Below are 17,413 nucleotides of genomic sequence, written 5' to 3' on the forward strand. Positions count from 1 at the left end.
CAAACGCCAAGATAAAAGTCGCCGAACAAGGGAAGAAACATGCGTACCCATGCACAAGCCGTCGTCATCGGCGGTGGTCTGATCGGCTGCTCGATCCTTTATCACCTTGCCAAGTTCGGCTGGACGGATGTCGTTCTCTTGGAGCGCAGCGAATTGACCTCCGGCTCCACCTGGCATGCGGCAGCCAACATCCACGGCCTGCATGATTCCACCAACATCAGCCGCCTGCAGCATTACACCATGGCGCTCTATAAGGAACTGGAAAGCGAGACCGGGCAGGGCTGCGGTATCTTCCAGCCCGGCTCCCTCTACCTCGCCCAAACCGAAGCGCGCGAGCATCAGCTGAGGCTCCAGGAAGCCAAGGCGCGGCGCTACAAGATGAATTTCTACGAAGTCGCGCGTGACGAGGCGGAGCGCCTGCACCCGCTGGTCGACTTCGACGGCATACGCTGCATCATGTACGAGCCGGAAGGCGGCAATGTCGATCCGTCCGGCGTCACCGCCGCCTACGCCGCCGGCGCGCGCCAGCGCGGCGCCGAGATCCATCGCTTCACGCCAGTCACCGCCACCGAAGCGCAACCCGACGGCAGCTGGATCGTACGCACGCCGAAGGGCGACATCCAAACGCAATGGGTGGTCAATGCCGCCGGCCTGTGGGGCAGGGAGGTCGCTGCGATGGCTGGCCTGCAACTGCCGCTGATCCCGACCGAGCACCAGTATTTCGTTACCGAGACCATCCCGGAAATCGCCGCCATGGGCCGCCGCTTGCCCTCGGTCGCCGATCGCGACGGCGAGTACTATCTGCGCCAGGAAGGGCTGGGGCTGCTCATCGGCGCCTACGAGCGCAAGATGAAGTTCTGGGCCGAGGACGGCACGCCGCTGGACTTCGGCCATGAACTGTTTCCTGACGATCTCGACCGTATCGAAGAGAACATGCTGCGCGCGATCGCGCGCGTCCCGGCGGTCGGCACTGCCGGCGTCAAAAAGGTGATCAACGGACCGATGATCTGGTCGCCGGACAGCGCGGTCCTGTTCGGGCCGGTGCCCGAACTCAGCAATTATTTCTGCTGCAACGGCATCATTCCCGGCTTCTCGCAGTCGGGCGGGATGGGCAAGCTGGCAGCCGAGTGGATGATCGAGGGCGAGCCTTCGCTCGACATGTTCGCTTGGGACATGGCGCGCTTCGGTCACTGGGCCGGGAAGGCCTTCACCAAGGCCCGCGTCGAGGATCAGTACAGCCATCGCTTCAAGATCCATTTCCCCAACGAGGAACGCACCGCTGGACGGCCCGTGCGGATCCGGCCTGCCTACGACAGACAAAAGGCGATGAACGCTGTTTTCGGCCTCAATTTCGGCTGGGAGCACCCGCTGTGGTTCGCCGCCGAGGGCGAGCCGCGCGAGGAGACGATCGGCTTCACCCGGCAGAACTGGTGGGGACCGGTGGGCCGCGAGGCGCGCATGCTGCGCGAACGCGCCGGCATCATCGACATCTCCAATTTCGCCAAATACGAGGTCAAGGGCACTGGTGCCGAGGCCTGGCTCAATGCGCTGTTCGCCAACCGCATGCCGACAAGGATCGGCCGCTCCTGCCTCACGCCGCTGATCGGCAAGCGCGGCGGCATTGCCGGCGACTTCACCGTGACCAGGCTCGCCGACGACGAATTCATGGTCATCGGCTCCGGCATGGCAGAACGCTTCCACCAAAGGTTCTTCAAGGCCGTCCCGTTGCCGGAGGGCACGACCTTCCGCTCGCGCACCGAGGACCTTTGCGGCTTCAACGTGGCGGGACCGAGTTCGCGCGACCTGCTGCTGCGCCTGACCAATGAGGATCTGTCAAACGAGGCATTCCCCTTCATGCGGTCGCGCCGGATCACCGTTGCCGGCATCGATGTGGTGGCGCTCAGGGTGTCCTTCACCGGCGACCTTGGCTGGGAACTGCATTGCAAGGCCGCCGACCAGGTCGAGCTTTACGACGCGCTGCTCAAGGCCGGCGACGAGGTCGGCGCCGGACCGGTTGGATCGCGCGCGCTGATGTCGCTTCGCGTCGAAAAAGGCTATGGCAGCTGGAGCCGCGAATACTCGCCCGAATATTGGCCGCAGGAGGTCAAATTCGATCGCCTTGTCAAAATGGACAAGGGCGCGTTCCTCAACCGCGATGCCTATGCCGCCATTGCCGAAAAGCCGGCACGCGACGAACTGATCATGCTGGCGATCGACGCCAGAGATGCCGACGCGACCGGCGGCGAACCGATTTTCCTCGCCGACGGCACGCCGATCGGCCAGGTGTCTTCGGGCGCCTACGGCTATTTCGTCGAGCAGTCCCTGGCGCTCGGCTATGTCAAGGCAGGCTCGGCCAGGGCCGGCGACAAGGTCTCGGTCGCCATACTGGGAAAGCCGCATGAGGCGATCCTCCTGCCGCATCCGCCATTCGATCCCGAAGGCAAGCGGCTGCGCTCGTAGAAGCTAGGCCATCCGTTCGCCCGGTGAATCAACTGACGAAAACCGTTAGCCGGCCGGAAACGCCGGCGAGGCTGGAGAAGGAAGATTTCGACCGCCTGCCAACAAAGGGGAATCGCATGATCAAACGGCATCTGCTGGGCACCATGTTTGCCCTGGCCCTCACATCCTCCGCGCATGCGGGAGACGTCAAGGTCATCAATGAAGACGCGTGGTTCGCCGAAGGTCCGATCTGGTATCAGGGCAAGCTCTTCTACGTCGAATATGGCCGCGGAACGGTGACCGTGTGGGACGGCAAGAAGAACGAAATCTTCTGGAAGATGGACGGTTGTGGCCCTTCAGCGGTGTTGCCGACGACCACTGGCGAGTTTCTTGTCACTTGCTACGACAGCAACTCGATCGGCCGCATCTCCGCCGACGGCAAGACGCTGCCAGCCTACGACAAGGACACGGACGGCAATCCGTTCAGCGGACCGAATGATTTTGCACCCGACAGGGATGGCGGCATTTATTTCACCGGGTCCGGCAAGGGCGGACCGCTAATCGATGCCTCGGCCTACTATATCGGCAAGGACGGCAGCGTGAGGAAGGTTGCCGGCGACCTGCACAATGCCAATGGTCTGGTCATGTCGAACGACGGGAAAGACCTGTACCTGGTCGAGACCGAGGATAACAGGATCATCGAGTTCGACGTCCAGTCCGACCACAGCCTGACCAACCGCCGTGTCTTCCTGCGCCTCGACGATCTGTTCCCGAACCAGCCGCATATCTGGCCTGACGGCATCAAGATGGACAAGGCCGGCGAGATGTATATCGGTCAGAGCCCGCGCTCGCTCGACGCGCCAGGCAAGATCATCGTCGTCGACAAGAACGCGAAGCTGCTTCGCACGCTTTCGGTGCCGTCACCATCCATGCCGAACTTCGCCTTTGGACCGGATGAGAAGGTGCTCTACGTGATGGCGCTCGACCAGATCGATGCAGCTCCGTGGCACGGCAAGGTTTACGAGGTTCCGAACAAGTAAGGTGTTGCCGGCGGCCAAAGCGGTTGCACATCGTCTCAGCCGCCGAACCGATCCAGCCAGTGTTGGGCAAGGTCGGAGCGGCGGCAGATCCAGATGTCGGGATTGGCCCTGATCTTGTCGAGGAAGCGGGCGAGCCCGATCATCCGGCCCGGCCGGGCCGCCAGCCTGCAGTGCAGCGAGACGGTCATCATGCGAGGCGTGCGCCCGCCTTCGGCCAGCAGCCAGTCCACCCCATCGCTGACATATTCGAAGAACTGGCTGCCTGTCTCCAGACCGGAGCCGCGCGAGAACCGGCTGTCATTGTTGTCGAAGCTGTGCGGCACGACCAGATGCCGCTTGGCATCGACGTCGACAAAATAGGGCAGGTCGTCATTGTAGTCGTCGCAGTCGAACAGGAAACCGCCGTGCTCCACCACCAGCCGCCGCGTGTTGAGACTGGGTCGGCCGGTGTACCAGCCGAGTGGACGGATGCCGGTGATCCGTTGCACGGTGTCGACGGTCATCGCGATATGCTTCCGCTCCTCGGCCTCGCTTAGCGGCGCATAATCGATCCACCGCCAGCCATGGCAGACGATATCGCTGCCAAGCGCCGCGATTGCCTTGCCAGCCGCTGGATTGAGTTCCAGCGCTCGCCCGACGACGTAGAAGGTCGGAATGATGTTCTTTTCCCGGAACAGCGAGGCCAGCCGCCAGACGCCGACGCGTGAGCCGTATTCGTAGAGCGATTCCATGTTGCGGTTGCGCAGGCCCGGTACCGCTGGGGACACGGCAAGGTCCGACAGGATCGCCTCGGAGACGCTGTCGCCCTCGCCGATGCTGTATTCGGCGCCTTCCTCATAGTTGACGACGATGTTGAGTGCCAGCTTGGCGCCGCCCGGCCACTCAGCGGCCGGAGGCTTGTCGCCATAGCCGATGAAATCACGGACGGGCAGGTACGGCATTCGCGAATCTCCTCAGGATGCAGTCGCAAAAAATGCGGTCGCCGGATCTATTCGCCGCGCATGTCGATCAGTATGCGCAGCGCCTTGTCCATCATCTCTTGGGGACCGACCGTCGCGCGTAAACAGTCCGAGAGGCCGTAACCGCCCAAGCTGCGGACGATGATACCGGCGCCGCGCAAGGTCCTCTCGGCTGCCTCCGCGGCGGCTGTGCTGGAGAAGCCAATCAGCACGAAATTCGTTCGGCTTTCGGGAACACGGTAGCCGGCAGACCGCAGATCATGCGCAAACCGATCGCGAATTCCGGCCGTCTGGGCCACGGTTTCGCGCATATAGGCCTGGTCCTGCATGGCCGCCACGGCCATTGCGAGGCTTGGCGTCGTGACCTGGTTCGAATTCTGCATTTTGCGCACCTCGGCCGCGACCGAAGGCGGAAACAATCCCCAGCCGACGCGAGCGCCAGCTAGGCCATAGGCCTTGGAAAGCGTGCGCAACACGACGGTATCGCCACGCGCGACAAGCGCAAAGACAGGTTGTGGATCCTGATCATCGAACTCGCCATATGCCTGGTCGATAACCAGCAGCACATCCCCCGGCAAGCCGGCGCGCAAGCGCTGCAGTTCAGCGTTCCGAATGACAGTGCCGGTCGGATTTCCGGGATTGCAGACGAAGACGATCCGCGTTGCCGGCGTGACGGTCGTCAGAATGTTGTCAACCGAAACGGCGAAATCCCGTTCAGGGGCCTTAACATAGAGCGCATCGACACGCGCAACGGCGGAGGCCACGAAGTTATAAGCGTAAGAGGTGCCTAGCACCTCGTTACCCGATCCCGATAAGGCCGCGATGGTACAGCTTATTAGATCCATCGAACCGGCACCGCACAAGGTCAAATTCGGCTCGACACCATAGGCTTGCGCAATCGCTTCGCGTAATTCCGTCCAATCCGGGTCAGGATAGAGATGGCTGCGAGCCATCGCGTCTCTGCCGGCAGCAATCGCTCTAGGGCTGGGCGGAAAAGCGCTCTCGTTCTGTGCAAGGGTGGTCCGATCGTAGCCGCCGAAATTTGCCAAGGCAAAAGCGGACATTGCCTTCACATGGGCCGCTGCCTTCAGAGTCATGATTAGTCCTTGGGAAACATGCTGGCGGTTACCTCGCGAGCTACCCCTGCTGAACGAGTCAAGAGCAAGCTACAATCCGCCAGCGCATGCACAAGCAAAAACTAACCGCGCAATGGCTCCGAAATTCTGGCCCTCGTGAAGGAATCGAACTGCCCTCCCGTCTAACTTGAAGACTTGAGGGAGGCTCATGACCCTATCTAGCCACTTGGAGTATTATCAATGCAACGGGTGCTCTGAACGGCGCCGCCATGTCGGCCAGCTGACGAAACGCTCTTAAGTCGCCCTAAAATTCAACTTCATAGCACCGAACGCAGGAAGTCGGCCGTCTCGGACTTTTTGCGGGCTGTCGAAAATCTGCTCAGGTGTACCTAGCTCATGGATTTGTCCCTGGTAGAAGAATCCAACGCGATCGAAAGCCGGCCGCCAACAAGCAGACGTCCAAAAAAAGTATCACGTTGAAACCGTTCATTCTGTTCCTTTTTGGACGGAACATATGAAAGCGAGGCCCTCGCCTGTCGGCTGAGGGCCGCCGTTTTGCAATGAATTCTACGCCGGAAGTTCCATTTTGGACCTGAATTTGTGCGCTCACGCTATCCTGGACATCGGACCTTAGCTTCTAGTATGACTTTTTTAAGTTTTTTGAAACGGTTCATTGACAGTCCACGATCATTCAATCAATGTCTGCCCCGAAGCTTCGAATGGCTGTCGCGCGGGGCGGGAGGCTCCCCCGGGCGGCGATCCCAGGCGTCTGGGACCTCGTGGTGCAGGCGTGCTTTGCCAGTGTCATTTTATGGAGGAGATAATGCGCAAATTTATTGTCACCGCTTTCAGCGCGCTGCTCGCTTTCAGCGCTTCAGCCATTGCTCAACCGAAGGAAGTCCTGCTCGGGGCGCTGTTGCCCTTGACGGGGCCGGCCGCGCCGATAGGCATTGAGGAACAGCAGGGCGTCCAGTTTGCGATCGACCAGATCAACGCCCGGGGCGGCATCAACGGGGTGCCGGTCAAGATTCTGTTCGACGACAGCCAGGGAAAGCCGGACCAGGCCGTGCTCGCCTTCAATCGCATGATCGATCTGAACGGCGTGCCGGCGCTTCTGACCGCATTTTCGTCGATTTCGCTGGCGATCGCGCCGCTGGCTACCCGGCGCGAGGTTCTCGTCGTCAACCCCGCCGCCCAGACCGACAAGCTGGAAAACGCGTCGCCATTCCTGGTCAACACCATTCCGCTGGTGCGGCAGGAGGCGAGCGTGTTGGCCAAATATGCGATCGAGCACGTCGGCAAGAAGGCAGCGATCATCTACGAGAATGCCGCGGCAGGCATCGATGGCAGCACGGACTTCCGCAAGTATTTCCAGGAAGCTGGCGGCGAGATCATCGCGGAGGAGCCTGTCGAGTTCGGGCAGACCAACTATCGCTCGACCTTGCTGAAGATCGCCGCCGCCAAGCCCGATTTCGTCTACATCGCCATTACGCAGAGCCATGAGGCCATGGCCGATCAGGTTGGCCAAATACCAGATTTCCCTACTGGGATCGGCAATACGTTCTCGCGTCCGTTTTTCGGCCATGCGTCGACTGAAGGTTGGTACCAGACGGCTATCCAGTCCGGCTATCCGGACGAAGCCACGGTGGCTGCCTTCAAGAAGCAGTTCAACGCCGAGGATATGGGTTTCTTTGCGCGTGAATATTTCAACTCGACCAACATCATCCTGAAGGCGGCCAAGAAGGTTATCGCCGACGGCGGGGACATAACGGGGCCGGCTCTGCGCGACGCCGTTCTGGCCATACGCACCTTCGAATCGCCCGTCGCCGACGTTACTTTCGAAAGCAACACGGCATCCAGGCCGGTCGAAATCCTTCAGTACAAGGGCAAGGAGCGCGTCATCGTTGAAACAGCCCGGTCTGCGGACTGAGTGTAGACGGAATCGCCGCCAATGCTTTATCTGCAGTTGTTCATCGATGGCGTGGTCAGCGGATGCGCCATCGGGCTTGTCTCCGTGAGCTTTTCCTATTTCTACGCCACGACAGGAACGTTTCACGTCGCCCATGCCGGGATCTATACGTTCAGCGCCTATTTCGCATGGTGGCTGGTCGGCGTCGGCGTGCCATTCTTCGGCGCGCTCGCGCTGGCGGTCGCCCTTGGGGGCGTTGCCGGATATCTCACGCAGCGGCTGCTCTATGAGCGACTTGCCCGAAACACGGCATCGCCCCTGGTGATGATGATCGCGTCGATCGGCCTGCTCACGGTGCTGCAGAACGTCGTGGCGATCCTGTTCACCCCGAACATCGTCCAGTTCGACCTGACATGGCGCCTGTCTCATCTCAGCCTCGGCGGCATCTCGCTGAGCTACCCGCAGGCGCTGATCCTGGTTTCAAGCCTTGTAATCGTCACCGCGCTTATCCTGTTCTCGCGCCACTCGGCGCTCGGCAAGCGCATTCGTGCGGTGACCTCAAATCCGGACCTCGCCGAGATCACGCGTCTGGCTCCGAAGCAGGTCTTTGCCATAGTGCTGGCGATAAGCTCGGCCATCGTCGCGGTACCGGGCGTGCTGATCGGCGTCGACCAGGCCCTGCAGCCCTATACCTCGCTGCTGGTGCTACTCACCGCGGTGATCGCGATGATCGCCGGCGGTATCGGCAGCCTGCGGGGCGCCTTCTGCATGTCGATCCTGCTCGCCGTCGTGCAGTCGATGTCGGTGGCCTTCATGCCGGGCCGCTGGAGCGTCGCCGCCGTCTTCGGCATTTTTATCGTGTTCATCCTGTTCAGGCCCGAAGGCCTGTTCCGCAGCCGTTTCAGCCGCGCGTTCTGAGGTCGAAACGATGAATTACTTTCTCAGCTTCCTCATCCTTGCCGAAATCTTCTCGATCGCGGCGCTTTCGACCAATCTGCTGATCGGCGTCATCGGCATCTTCTCGGTCGCGCAGGCCGCTATCATGGGGGTAGGTGCCTACACGGCTGCTCTCCTGATGATGGCGGGCGTACCGTTCCCCCTCGCTCTGCTGGCGGCGGTCCTGACATGCGCCGCCATCAACGTACTGTCCTCTCTCCCTTCGCTGCGGCTTGCAGGCGACTATTTCATCATCACCTCCTTCGGAACCCAGCTGGTCGCAACCGCGGTCTTCATCAACTGGCAGGATCTCACGGGCGGCGCTACGGGCCTCATGGGCATTCCGATCGCAGAGATAGCAGGCTACAGCTTCGCCTCGTCGCAGCAGTTCGCGCTTCTGGTCACGGTCATCCTGATCATCGTGGCGACCAGCTTCTGGCTTCTGATGCGCTCGCCCCATGGCAAGCTCCTGCATGCGATCCGCCTGAACGAGATCGCGGCGGTGGCTGCGGGCCGCAAGGTGCTGAGGGCCAAGGTCGGTGTCGCGGCTGTTTCCGGCGCCTATGCCGGTGTCGCCGGCGCGCTTTATGCGACCTACATCTCTTTCATCGACCCGGTGTCGTTCGACATTCACGTGTCGGTGCTGCTGGTCACGATGCTGGTCGTGGGCGGTGCACGGACGCTGGCGGGCTCGATCATCGGTCCGTTCCTGCTCCTCGCGATCCCGCAGCTTCTCGCCCTTGTCGACATCCCGTCGACCGTCGTCGGACCCGTGCGGCAGCTTTTCTACGGGGTGATCCTGATCGCCTTCATGCTGTGGCGGCCGCAAGGCATAGCGGGGAGGAAGCTCTGATGACCTATTTCAGCGTTTCCAATGTCACCAAGCGTTTCGGCGGCCTCGTGGCGCTCGACGATTGCAGCTTCGCCATCGAGCCGCTGCGGACAAGCTGCGTGGTTGGCCCCAACGGCGCCGGCAAGACCTCGATCTTCAACGTGATCACCGGCTTCATCAAACCGGATACCGGCTCCGTGGTCTTCAAGGGAGAGGACATCACCCTGGCGACCCGTCACGAGCGCGTCGGGCGGGGGATAGCCCGAACGTTCCAGAACCTGCAACTGTTCGAGGAACTGACTGCGCTGGAAAACGTGCTCGTCTGCCTCAAGGACGAAAGCGCCAACGATCCCCTGACCGCGATCTTCAGGCCGTTTCACACCAATGCCGTGCTGCGCCGCAAGACGGCTGAGGCGGCGGCGCTTCTGGAGCAGGTCGGCCTGGGGCACAAGCTGGATGCAGCCGCATCGAGCCTCAGCTACGGGCAGAAGAAGTTGCTCTGCATAGCGCGCGTGCTGGCCACCAACGCCGAGCTCGTGCTGCTCGACGAGCCGACTTCCGGTCTGGCGGCGGGAGCGCTCGATGCCATGGTCGAACTGATCCACAAGCTGAAGGAGCAGAAGAAGACCCTGCTCGTCGTCGAGCACAACACGCAGATTGTCCAGCGCATCGCCGACGAGGTGCTGTTCTTCCATCGTGGGCATTTGATGGCGCAGGGGACGCCGGCGGAAATCGTCGCGAATGAGGAACTCGGCCGAATCTATTTCGGGAAAGGAGCCGGCAAGTGACGCTCGAAGCGCGCAATCTCGTCGCCGGCTACGGCGACAAATCCATCCTGGACAAGGTATCTTTCACGCTCAATGACGGCGAGATCCTGGCCTTCTTCGGACATAACGGGGCGGGCAAGTCGACCACCCTGAAGGCCGTCATCGGGCTGATCCCCGTGCAGGAGGGCGAACTCCTGCTCGACGGCGAACGCATCGACAAACTTCCGATAGCGGCCCGGCTCGACCGCGGCATCAAGCTGCTTCCCGAGGGGCGCGGTATTTTCCCGGACCTCAGCGTCAAGGACAGCATCGACATCGTGGCGCAGCGCAACTGCACGCCTGGCGGCAGCAAGATCAAGAAGGACGACGTCTACGAATTGCTGCCGAACCTCGCCAGGCTCAGGAACTCGATCGCGGGCGAAATGAGCGGCGGACAGCAGCAGATCCTCGCCTTCGCGCTTGCCCTGCTCGGCTCGCCGCGCTGCATCCTGCTGGAAGAGCCGTCGGTAGGCTTGCAGCCCGACCTCGTGGAGGATCTGTTCGGCAAGATTCGCGAGATCTGCGCGAGGCTCGGTGTCTCGGCCATCCTGATCGAACACAAGATCGCCTCCGCCATGGCCATTGCCGATCATGTCATGATCATCAACAGCGGCCGGCTGGTCTTCAACGGCAGCAAGGCCGAGGCCGAGACGATCAATCTCTGGAGCTATTTCTGAACAGGGCGCGGGTGCGCCGGGGAGGTTGCTGTGAAATTCGATTTGCGGAACACACCAGGTATCGTCTTCGGCGTGGGCGAGATCGCCCGGCTTGGCGATCTGGTGCAGGGCTATTCGCGCATCCTGCTGATGTATGGCGGCGGCAGCATCAAGGCCAACGGGGTGCATGCGCAGGTGCTCGATGCGCTGTCGGGGCTTGAGGTTCACGAGTTCGGCGGGGTGGAGGCAAACCCCGAATACGAGACGGCAATGGCCGCTGTCCGTCTGGCCCGGGAAAAGAGCTGCGATTTTGTGCTGGGCGTGGGCGGCGGCTCGGTGATCGACGCCTCCAAGTTCGTGGCCGCGATCATTCCGATGAAGGACGCGGATCCCTGGGACCGCTTCATGGGCGGCGAGGAGCCCGTGCAAGTCGTGCCCAATGGTGCGGTGCTCACGCTCCCGGCGACGGGCTACGAGAGCAACCCGGTCTCCGTCATTTCGCGCAGGGAGCGTGCGCTCAAGGTGCCTTTTCCGGTGTTCGCGATCCTCGACCCGTCGACGATGAAAAGCCTTAACCGCCGGCAGCTGGAAAACGGGGTGGTCGATTCCGTCACGCATGTCCTCGAGCAGTACGTGACACGGCCCGGCAACGCCCCGATCCAGATCGGCTACAGCGAGGTGTTGTTGCAGGCTCTGTTCGAATGGGGCCCTCGGCTCATCGCGGAAGACAGCGACGAGACACGCGAGACTGTCATGTGGGCGGCTAACCAGGCGCTCAACGGGCTGATCGGAACTCGCCGCGCAATAGCCGGAAGCTCCGGCCCGTTCTATGCCACCGCGCTGTTGCGTGCGTCGAAAAGCCTTTCCGGCGTCGCCGAGCCTGACGAGCAACAGTGGCGCGCCACTTTCGAAGCGGGCGTTGCGGCTATCGGCGAACTTGGAGGTGCGAAAGCCGGTGATCGGACCATGCTCGATGCCTTGATCCCTGCCTGTCACGCGTGGCGGGACGGGACCTGGCGGGAGGCCGTTCAGGCCGCTGAAACCGGTGCGCAGCAGACCGCCGGGATGTATCCTCGGGTGGGCCGGGCGTCTTATCTGGGTGATCGCGCTACAGGCTCGCCGGATGCTGGCGCTGCAGCGGTCACGGTCTGGATGGGCGCGATCAGCGAGGCGCGGCTGACATGAAGCTGTTCTGGTCAACTCGCTCGCCCTTTGTCCGGAAGGTGATGATCGTTGCTCACGAGCTGGGGATCGCCGGCCGGATCGAGCGCGTACGGATGGTGGTGCACCCCGCGAAGCCGAATGCCGAGGTGATGAGGTTTCACCCGTTGAGCAAGATACCGGCGCTCATCCTCGATGATGGGCAGGTTATCTACGACTCCCGAGTGATCTGCGAATACCTCGACGCGGAATTCGGTGAAGGCGCGTTGGTGCCGGCGTCAGGCGCCACGCGCTGGCAGGTGCTGACCCGGCACTCGATGATCGACGCCTTGATCGAAACCTGCGTGATGTGGAACACCGAGCGCGGCAAGGCGGACGGGCGCAGGGATGAGGAAGTCATTCAGGCCAGCGCTCTGCGCGCAACATCGGGGCTGGACGCGCTGGAACGTAACACCGGCTTGCATGAAGGCGCACTGACGCTATCCCATGTCGCTGCCGCGAGTGCCCTGGCCTATCTGGATTTTCGCTTCGGTACGCTCGGCTGGCGCGAGGGTCGTCCCCGGCTGGCGGTCTGGTTCGAGGAATTTTCCAAGCGGCCTTCATTCATCGAGACGGCCTTCGCCGACATCTACTGAGCAGCGTGGCGCTTCATCGAAACATGGTTTGGGATTGTAGACCAATGCAAGTTTCCAAAATACAGATGAACCGGTTCAGGTAAATGCAAGGAATTGAAATGACTGGGAGTTGGTGCGAGGCGGCTGGTGTAGCTCTCCGCTACAGGTTTGACGGCGCGGGCGGCCCGCTGCTGATCCTCGTCCACGAGATGGGCGGAATGATCGAGTCGTGGGATCGCGTGGTTCCGTTGCTTCGGGAGCGCTTCCGGATCTTCCGTTTCGACATGCGTGGGGCGGGCATGTCAGAGAAGGTGAAGGAGGGCATTCGCGTCGACCAGCTTGCGGACGACCTGGCCGCCTTGCTCGATGCCGTTGGCATCGGGGAGAAGGCCCTCGTGGCCGGCTGCGCGGTCGGGGCGGCGGTGGCGCTAAGCTTCGCGACAAGGCACCCCGAGCGCTGCGCCGGCCTTGTCCTCATGAACCCTGCGCTCAACGTGACGCCCGAGAATCTGCCGGGATTGCAGGCTCGCGCGGAGCTGCTTCGACAGGCCGGAACCCACGGCATTGTCGAGGAATCCCTGGCGAGCGGCTATCCGGAATCGCTGCGCGCACAGGATCACGCACATTTCGATCTCTTCCGGGCTCGCTGGCTGGCGAACGATCCGGAAAGCCTTCGTGCGCATTTCCTGATGCTGGCCGAAATGGACCTGCGGGCGGACCTCGCGGAGGTCGGCTGTCCGGTTCTCGCCATCAGCGGCCGCTTGGATCCCTTGCGCACGACCAGTTATGTGCAGGAACTGCTCGACCCTGTTGTGGACGCGCGGCTCGTGGTGATCGACGCCGGGCATCACATGCCGGACCAGGCACCGGAAGCCGTAGCGCGGGAAATTGCATCTTTTGCACCGCGGCTGCCAGGATTGCAGGCGGGAGAAGCGGCATGATCGGACGCTGGCGCATCGGCGACATCGAGGTCGCCAACATCGTCGAATACTACGGACCGACGCATCAGCCGGAGATCGTGTTCCCGGAATTCGATCGCACCGTTTTCGCGCGTCGCGAGAATGAGCTGCCACCGCAGCATTGGTATCCCGACATGAACAGGCTGGTCATCGGCATCCAGCTCTGGGTGGTCTTCGCGCCCCCCAACATCATCGTGGTCGATACCGGGGTGGGTAACCACAAGCCCCGGTCGGCGGCGCGCATGAACCAGCTCAACACACTGGTTCCGCTCTGGCTCGAGGCCGCCGGCGTCAAGGCCGAGAAAGTCACCCATGTGGTGATGACGCATCTCCATGGAGACCATGTGGGCTGGAATACCTTTCTCCAGGATGGCCGCTGGGCTCCGACCTTCCCCAATGCGCGCTACGTGATGCCGAGGCGCGATTTCGATTATTTCAAGGATCTCAGCAAGAGTGGACGGGCCGGGGATTCGTCCTTTGCCGACAGCGTGCTTCCCATCGTGCAGGCCAGCCTTGCCGACTTCATCGACGGGCAGACCGAAGTGGCCGATTGCCTGAGGGTGACCGATGCGATCGGGCACACACCAGGTCAGTTGAATTACTGGCTGCGCTCGGGCGGGGAGGCCGGCGTGTTCTCCGCCGACATTTTCCATCACCCGGTGCAGATCCTCAATCCGGCATGGAACACAGCATTCTGCGTGCTCGCCGACGAGGCCAAGTCGACGCGCCTGCGATTCCTCGACGAAGCAAGCAAGGCCAGCGCGCTGGTCATGCCCTGCCATTTCCCCCCGCCGCATTGCGGTTTCATCCGACGTCAGGGCGATGGCTTCGCCTATGAGCCGGCCTCTTGAGCCAAGTATTTTCAGAAGAGAGAAGAAGTCCCATGGCAAACACCAAGACCATCGTTACCTGCGCAATAACCGGAGCGTCTCTGACACCTTCCATGTCGAAAGCGTTGCCGGTCACAGGCGAGGAAATGCGAACGCAATCCGTCGATGCGATAAAGGCAGGGGCGGCCATCGTTCACCTGCACGCCCGCGAACCGGATGGCAGACCGACCAACGCGATTTCGGCGTGGCGTGAGTTCGTGCCGCACATCCGCGAAAACACCGACGCCGTCATCAACATGTCCGCTTCACTCGGCACGACAGCGGAATCCCGCCTGGAGGCGGTGCTTGACCTTCGCCCGGACATTGCCACCGTCATCGTCGGCTCGATGAACTACGGCCTGTTCCGCAAGGCGGAGAACCAGGGCGTCTCCAAATTCGACACGGAGTGGGAACGCGACGCCTTCGGTCCGAAGAGCTACGAGATCATCACGTCCAACAGCTTCGCGAAGATCGCACGGATGATCGACATCCTGATCGATAACGATATTGCGATGGAGTTCGAGTGCTACGACGTCGGCCATCTCTACATCCTCGAACGCCACCTGAACACCAAGAACGTGAAGAAGCCGATCATCGTGCAGTTCCTGACGGGCATTCTGGGCGGCATCCCGTCGGACATCGATCACCTGCTGTATATGAAGCGTACGGCGGAGCGTCTGTTCGGCGATGATCTCATATTGTTTACGCATGGGACCGGCATCGGAAACATTCGCGCCGCAAGCTACGGGGCGCTGATGGGAACACACATCCGGGTGGGCCAGGAGGACAATCTGTTCGAGTTCCCAGGCGTGCCGTTTGCCTCGAACGCTGCGCAGATCAACAAGATGGGCCGGATTTTCAAGGAGTTCGGCATAGAGATGGCGACACCCGCCGAAGCCAAGCAGATCCTGCACCTGCAATAAAAAGCAAGGCGCCTTCGCCCGCGCAAGGCACTGTGCCTGCTTGCCCGTTGCCCTCGCCGCCGTCCCAGGCGCGCGGCGAGGTCCGGAATTACACGACGAACGGCTGTTCAGGGCTGAACGATCTTGAAACGGCTCAATAACTGTGACGCAAATTCTGAAGCCATTGAAAGCGGCAAGAAGCGGCTTCCCGAACAGTCGGATGGCCCTGCCGTGAGATCGCAGCTAGCGCGACTTCACGGAGCCGCGAAAATTGATGCGTGCATCGCATCGGATGGTGATTGGAGCTTCGCCTTCGCCACTCATGCGCCGCGCGAGAAGATCCCAGGCGATTTGCGCGAGGTCGCGCGTTGGCTGTTGCACGCAGGACAGCGTCGGCCAAAGCGCCTGCGCCCAATCCGGCTCTTCCGCGCACAAGAGCCCTACGTCGTCGGGGTAGCGCAGGCCAAGCGTGCGCATGGATTCGATCGCCCATGCCGCGAGCAGGCTGCCGCTGGCCACCAGAGCGCAGCGCGGGTCAGCCTTGGGCAATGCATCGGCCAGCAAATCCCGGAATTCTTCCGAGGTCTTTCCGCATTTCATGATCTCGAGCGCGACTGGACGTTTGCTTTCGGCAATGGCGTCCCGCATTCCCGCAATATTCTGCTGGACAACTGCAAAGTTCGGAAACTGCGTCGCCACGATGAGCCGCTCATAGCCCCATTCGATAAGGTTCAGGGCTGCCCGTCGGAACGCCGACCTGTGATCCACGAGCACCTGGTCGGCCCCCAGTTCACTTTCGACGAAACGGTTAATTATCACCGTGGGCATCGCAGAGGCGGCCAGTTTGGCGAGGGGAATGTCGCCACGTCGGGTCGGCAGGATCAGGACGCCGCTTGCCCGGGAGGCAATGAGGCGTTCGATGCGCGCCTCTTCGCGGGCCGGATCGTGCCGGGTGATGACATGGACAAGCTCAAACCCCGCGGCGGTGGCGTGGGCTTCCAGCGCGTCGGACATATGCACGAAATTCGATGACGTCATGTTGGGCACGCAGAGCCCGACGACCGGATAGCGTTGGCTGCGCATGCCCTTGGCAAGCAGGCTGCCGCTGAACGACAGCGTCTTGATGGCCTCCTCAACCTTCTCCTTGCGCTTCGCGCTGACCTTGGCGCGGCCGTTGATGACATTGGAAACGGTGCCCACCGAAACGCCGGCAAGGGCTGCGACATCGCCTATGGTGGCCTTGCGGTCTGCCTGAAGATTGGGCCGGAGCGTCCGTTCTCTGTTGCCGGTCAAGGGTATGTCGCCTCATTTCACACTATTGTTGTACGCAAACGCCAGCGGCAAGCAACAGCTATTTGAAAGGGTACAATTATTTTCACTCCTTGTGAGGCTTCGGCCTGCCGGCAAATGAAATTGCCGAACGGCGCTAACGCTACAAAGCGATCTGCCGTGCCATGGCAAGCCTATGAATCTGCTTTGGTTTGTCGTCTCGATATCGTCGCTTCAAATTATCGAAGGTATATTGTCGCTCCTGCATTGCCAAACCGATATCGCATTCATATAATGAACCGGTTCATTTGCGGAGGAGACGATAATGAACGCCGGCGGACTTCTTTTCGTCATGATGCGCCCGTCGGCGCCGCTCATCGAAGAATTCAACGAATGGTATGACACCGAACATCTGCAGGACCGCATGTCCGCGCCGGGGTTCCTTTCTGGCAACCGGTTCCAGTCGGTCAGCGGTGAGCAGCCGGGGTTCCTGACACTCTATGACCTGGCGTCGGTCGATGTTCTCGACACGCCGGAATATCACCGGCTTTCCCGGGAAAACTTCACGCCCTGGACGAGAAGGCTGATGCGCAGGATTCCGCGTGCGAGAATCCTTGCCGAGCAGATTCATCCGGTGGGCGCGCCGATCGAGCCGTCGCCGTTCCTGACCCTGCTGCGCTTTTTCGGCACGGGGGACATCCAGACCGACCTTGTCGCGGGGCTGGTGAAGGCCTTTGAAGGCCGTGATGGCGTCCTTCAGTTGCGGATCTTTGCCGAGAAGAAGGAAAACGGCGGCGTCGATCATCTCGCCCTGGTCGGGTCGAGCGTGCGCGTCGCGCATCTTGCCGTCGAAGATCCGATAGGAGCGCCTATCAGGCATTTGCGGCTCGTGGAGGAATTCGTCCCGCATCTGTTCGGGACGACATGGGAGCGCTGGATCTGACGCCCGATCCATGCGGCGGGAGGCGGCGCCGCGCGTCAAATAA

Annotated in this window: 16 protein-coding genes; 13 read left to right on the forward strand and 3 right to left on the reverse strand. The window is 61.5% G+C overall.

All coding sequences use genetic code 11. The features are described from left to right. Nucleotides 1-39: 39 nt before the first annotated feature. The gene (locus OHD62_RS06225; RefSeq protein ID WP_263781591.1) at nt 40-2,460 is read left to right on the forward strand and encodes a GcvT family protein; all 2,421 of its coding nucleotides are present in this window, start codon (nt 40-42) and stop codon (nt 2,458-2,460) included. Between the two features lie 116 nt (nt 2,461-2,576). Next, entirely contained in the window at nt 2,577-3,479 is a 903-nt protein-coding gene (locus OHD62_RS06230; RefSeq protein WP_263781592.1) for an SMP-30/gluconolactonase/LRE family protein, read from the forward strand. A gap of 35 nt (nt 3,480-3,514) precedes the next feature. Here OHD62_RS06230 and OHD62_RS06235 read toward each other — a convergent pair whose 3' ends face one another. Further along, on the reverse strand, nt 3,515-4,420 hold the full coding sequence (locus OHD62_RS06235) for an allantoinase PuuE (RefSeq protein WP_263781593.1): 906 nt from the start codon (nt 4,418-4,420) through the stop codon (nt 3,515-3,517). A gap of 47 nt (nt 4,421-4,467) precedes the next feature. Then, a complete protein-coding gene (locus OHD62_RS06240) occupies nt 4,468-5,535 on the reverse strand; it encodes a pyridoxal phosphate-dependent aminotransferase (protein WP_263781594.1) in 1,068 nt (355 codons plus the stop codon). Between the two features lie 802 nt (nt 5,536-6,337). Here OHD62_RS06240 and OHD62_RS06245 point away from each other — a divergent pair. From OHD62_RS06245 to OHD62_RS06290, 10 genes are all read left to right on the forward strand, one after another. Continuing rightward, nucleotides 6,338-7,444 carry an ABC transporter substrate-binding protein gene (locus tag OHD62_RS06245; protein ID WP_263781595.1) on the forward strand — a complete coding sequence of 369 codons (1,107 nt, stop codon included), beginning with the start codon at nt 6,338-6,340 and terminating at the stop codon, nt 7,442-7,444. A gap of 21 nt (nt 7,445-7,465) precedes the next feature. Continuing rightward, the gene (locus tag OHD62_RS06250; protein WP_263781596.1) at nt 7,466-8,341 is read left to right on the forward strand and encodes a branched-chain amino acid ABC transporter permease; all 876 of its coding nucleotides are present in this window, start codon (nt 7,466-7,468) and stop codon (nt 8,339-8,341) included. A 10-nt stretch (nt 8,342-8,351) separates the two neighbouring features. Then, nucleotides 8,352-9,212 carry a branched-chain amino acid ABC transporter permease gene (locus OHD62_RS06255; RefSeq protein ID WP_263781597.1) on the forward strand — a complete coding sequence of 287 codons (861 nt, stop codon included), beginning with the start codon at nt 8,352-8,354 and terminating at the stop codon, nt 9,210-9,212. Beyond that, nucleotides 9,212-9,979: an ABC transporter ATP-binding protein gene (locus tag OHD62_RS06260; RefSeq protein ID WP_263781598.1), complete on the forward strand. Its 768-nt coding sequence runs from the start codon at nt 9,212-9,214 to the stop codon at nt 9,977-9,979. The genes OHD62_RS06255 and OHD62_RS06260 overlap by 1 nt, the downstream gene beginning before the upstream one ends. Continuing rightward, nucleotides 9,976-10,674 carry an ATP-binding cassette domain-containing protein gene (locus tag OHD62_RS06265; RefSeq protein WP_263781599.1) on the forward strand — a complete coding sequence of 233 codons (699 nt, stop codon included), beginning with the start codon at nt 9,976-9,978 and terminating at the stop codon, nt 10,672-10,674. Before OHD62_RS06260 ends, OHD62_RS06265 begins: the two co-directional genes overlap by 4 nt. Nucleotides 10,675-10,704: 30 nt before the next feature. Next, nucleotides 10,705-11,838: an iron-containing alcohol dehydrogenase gene (locus OHD62_RS06270; RefSeq protein ID WP_263781600.1), complete on the forward strand. Its 1,134-nt coding sequence runs from the start codon at nt 10,705-10,707 to the stop codon at nt 11,836-11,838. Continuing rightward, nucleotides 11,835-12,449 (forward strand): glutathione S-transferase family protein, encoded by a 615-nt coding sequence (locus OHD62_RS06275; RefSeq protein ID WP_263781601.1) that lies wholly within the window; start codon nt 11,835-11,837, stop codon nt 12,447-12,449. The genes OHD62_RS06270 and OHD62_RS06275 overlap by 4 nt, the downstream gene beginning before the upstream one ends. An 83-nt stretch (nt 12,450-12,532) precedes the next feature. Beyond that, complete coding sequence (locus OHD62_RS06280; RefSeq protein WP_263781602.1) at nt 12,533-13,369, forward strand: alpha/beta fold hydrolase; 837 nt, start codon at nt 12,533-12,535, stop codon at nt 13,367-13,369. Next, nucleotides 13,366-14,238, forward strand: a complete 873-nt coding sequence (locus OHD62_RS06285) for an MBL fold metallo-hydrolase (RefSeq protein WP_263781603.1) — start codon at nt 13,366-13,368, stop codon at nt 14,236-14,238. The genes OHD62_RS06280 and OHD62_RS06285 overlap by 4 nt, the downstream gene beginning before the upstream one ends. Nucleotides 14,239-14,270: 32 nt before the next feature. Then, nucleotides 14,271-15,179 carry a 3-keto-5-aminohexanoate cleavage protein gene (locus OHD62_RS06290; RefSeq protein WP_263781604.1) on the forward strand — a complete coding sequence of 303 codons (909 nt, stop codon included), beginning with the start codon at nt 14,271-14,273 and terminating at the stop codon, nt 15,177-15,179. 222 nt (nt 15,180-15,401) lie between these two features. Here OHD62_RS06290 and OHD62_RS06295 read toward each other — a convergent pair whose 3' ends face one another. Beyond that, nucleotides 15,402-16,451: a LacI family DNA-binding transcriptional regulator gene (locus tag OHD62_RS06295; RefSeq protein WP_263781605.1), complete on the reverse strand. Its 1,050-nt coding sequence runs from the start codon at nt 16,449-16,451 to the stop codon at nt 15,402-15,404. A gap of 301 nt (nt 16,452-16,752) precedes the next feature. On the opposite strand from OHD62_RS06295, the gene OHD62_RS06300 reads away from it, so the two are divergent. Continuing rightward, nucleotides 16,753-17,370, forward strand: a complete 618-nt coding sequence (locus tag OHD62_RS06300) for a hypothetical protein (RefSeq protein WP_263781607.1) — start codon at nt 16,753-16,755, stop codon at nt 17,368-17,370. Nucleotides 17,371-17,413 lie beyond the last annotated feature (43 nt).

The sequence above is a fragment of the Mesorhizobium sp. YC-39 genome (genome assembly GCF_025753795.1).
In the GTDB taxonomy this organism is placed as follows: domain Bacteria; phylum Pseudomonadota; class Alphaproteobacteria; order Rhizobiales; family Rhizobiaceae; genus Mesorhizobium.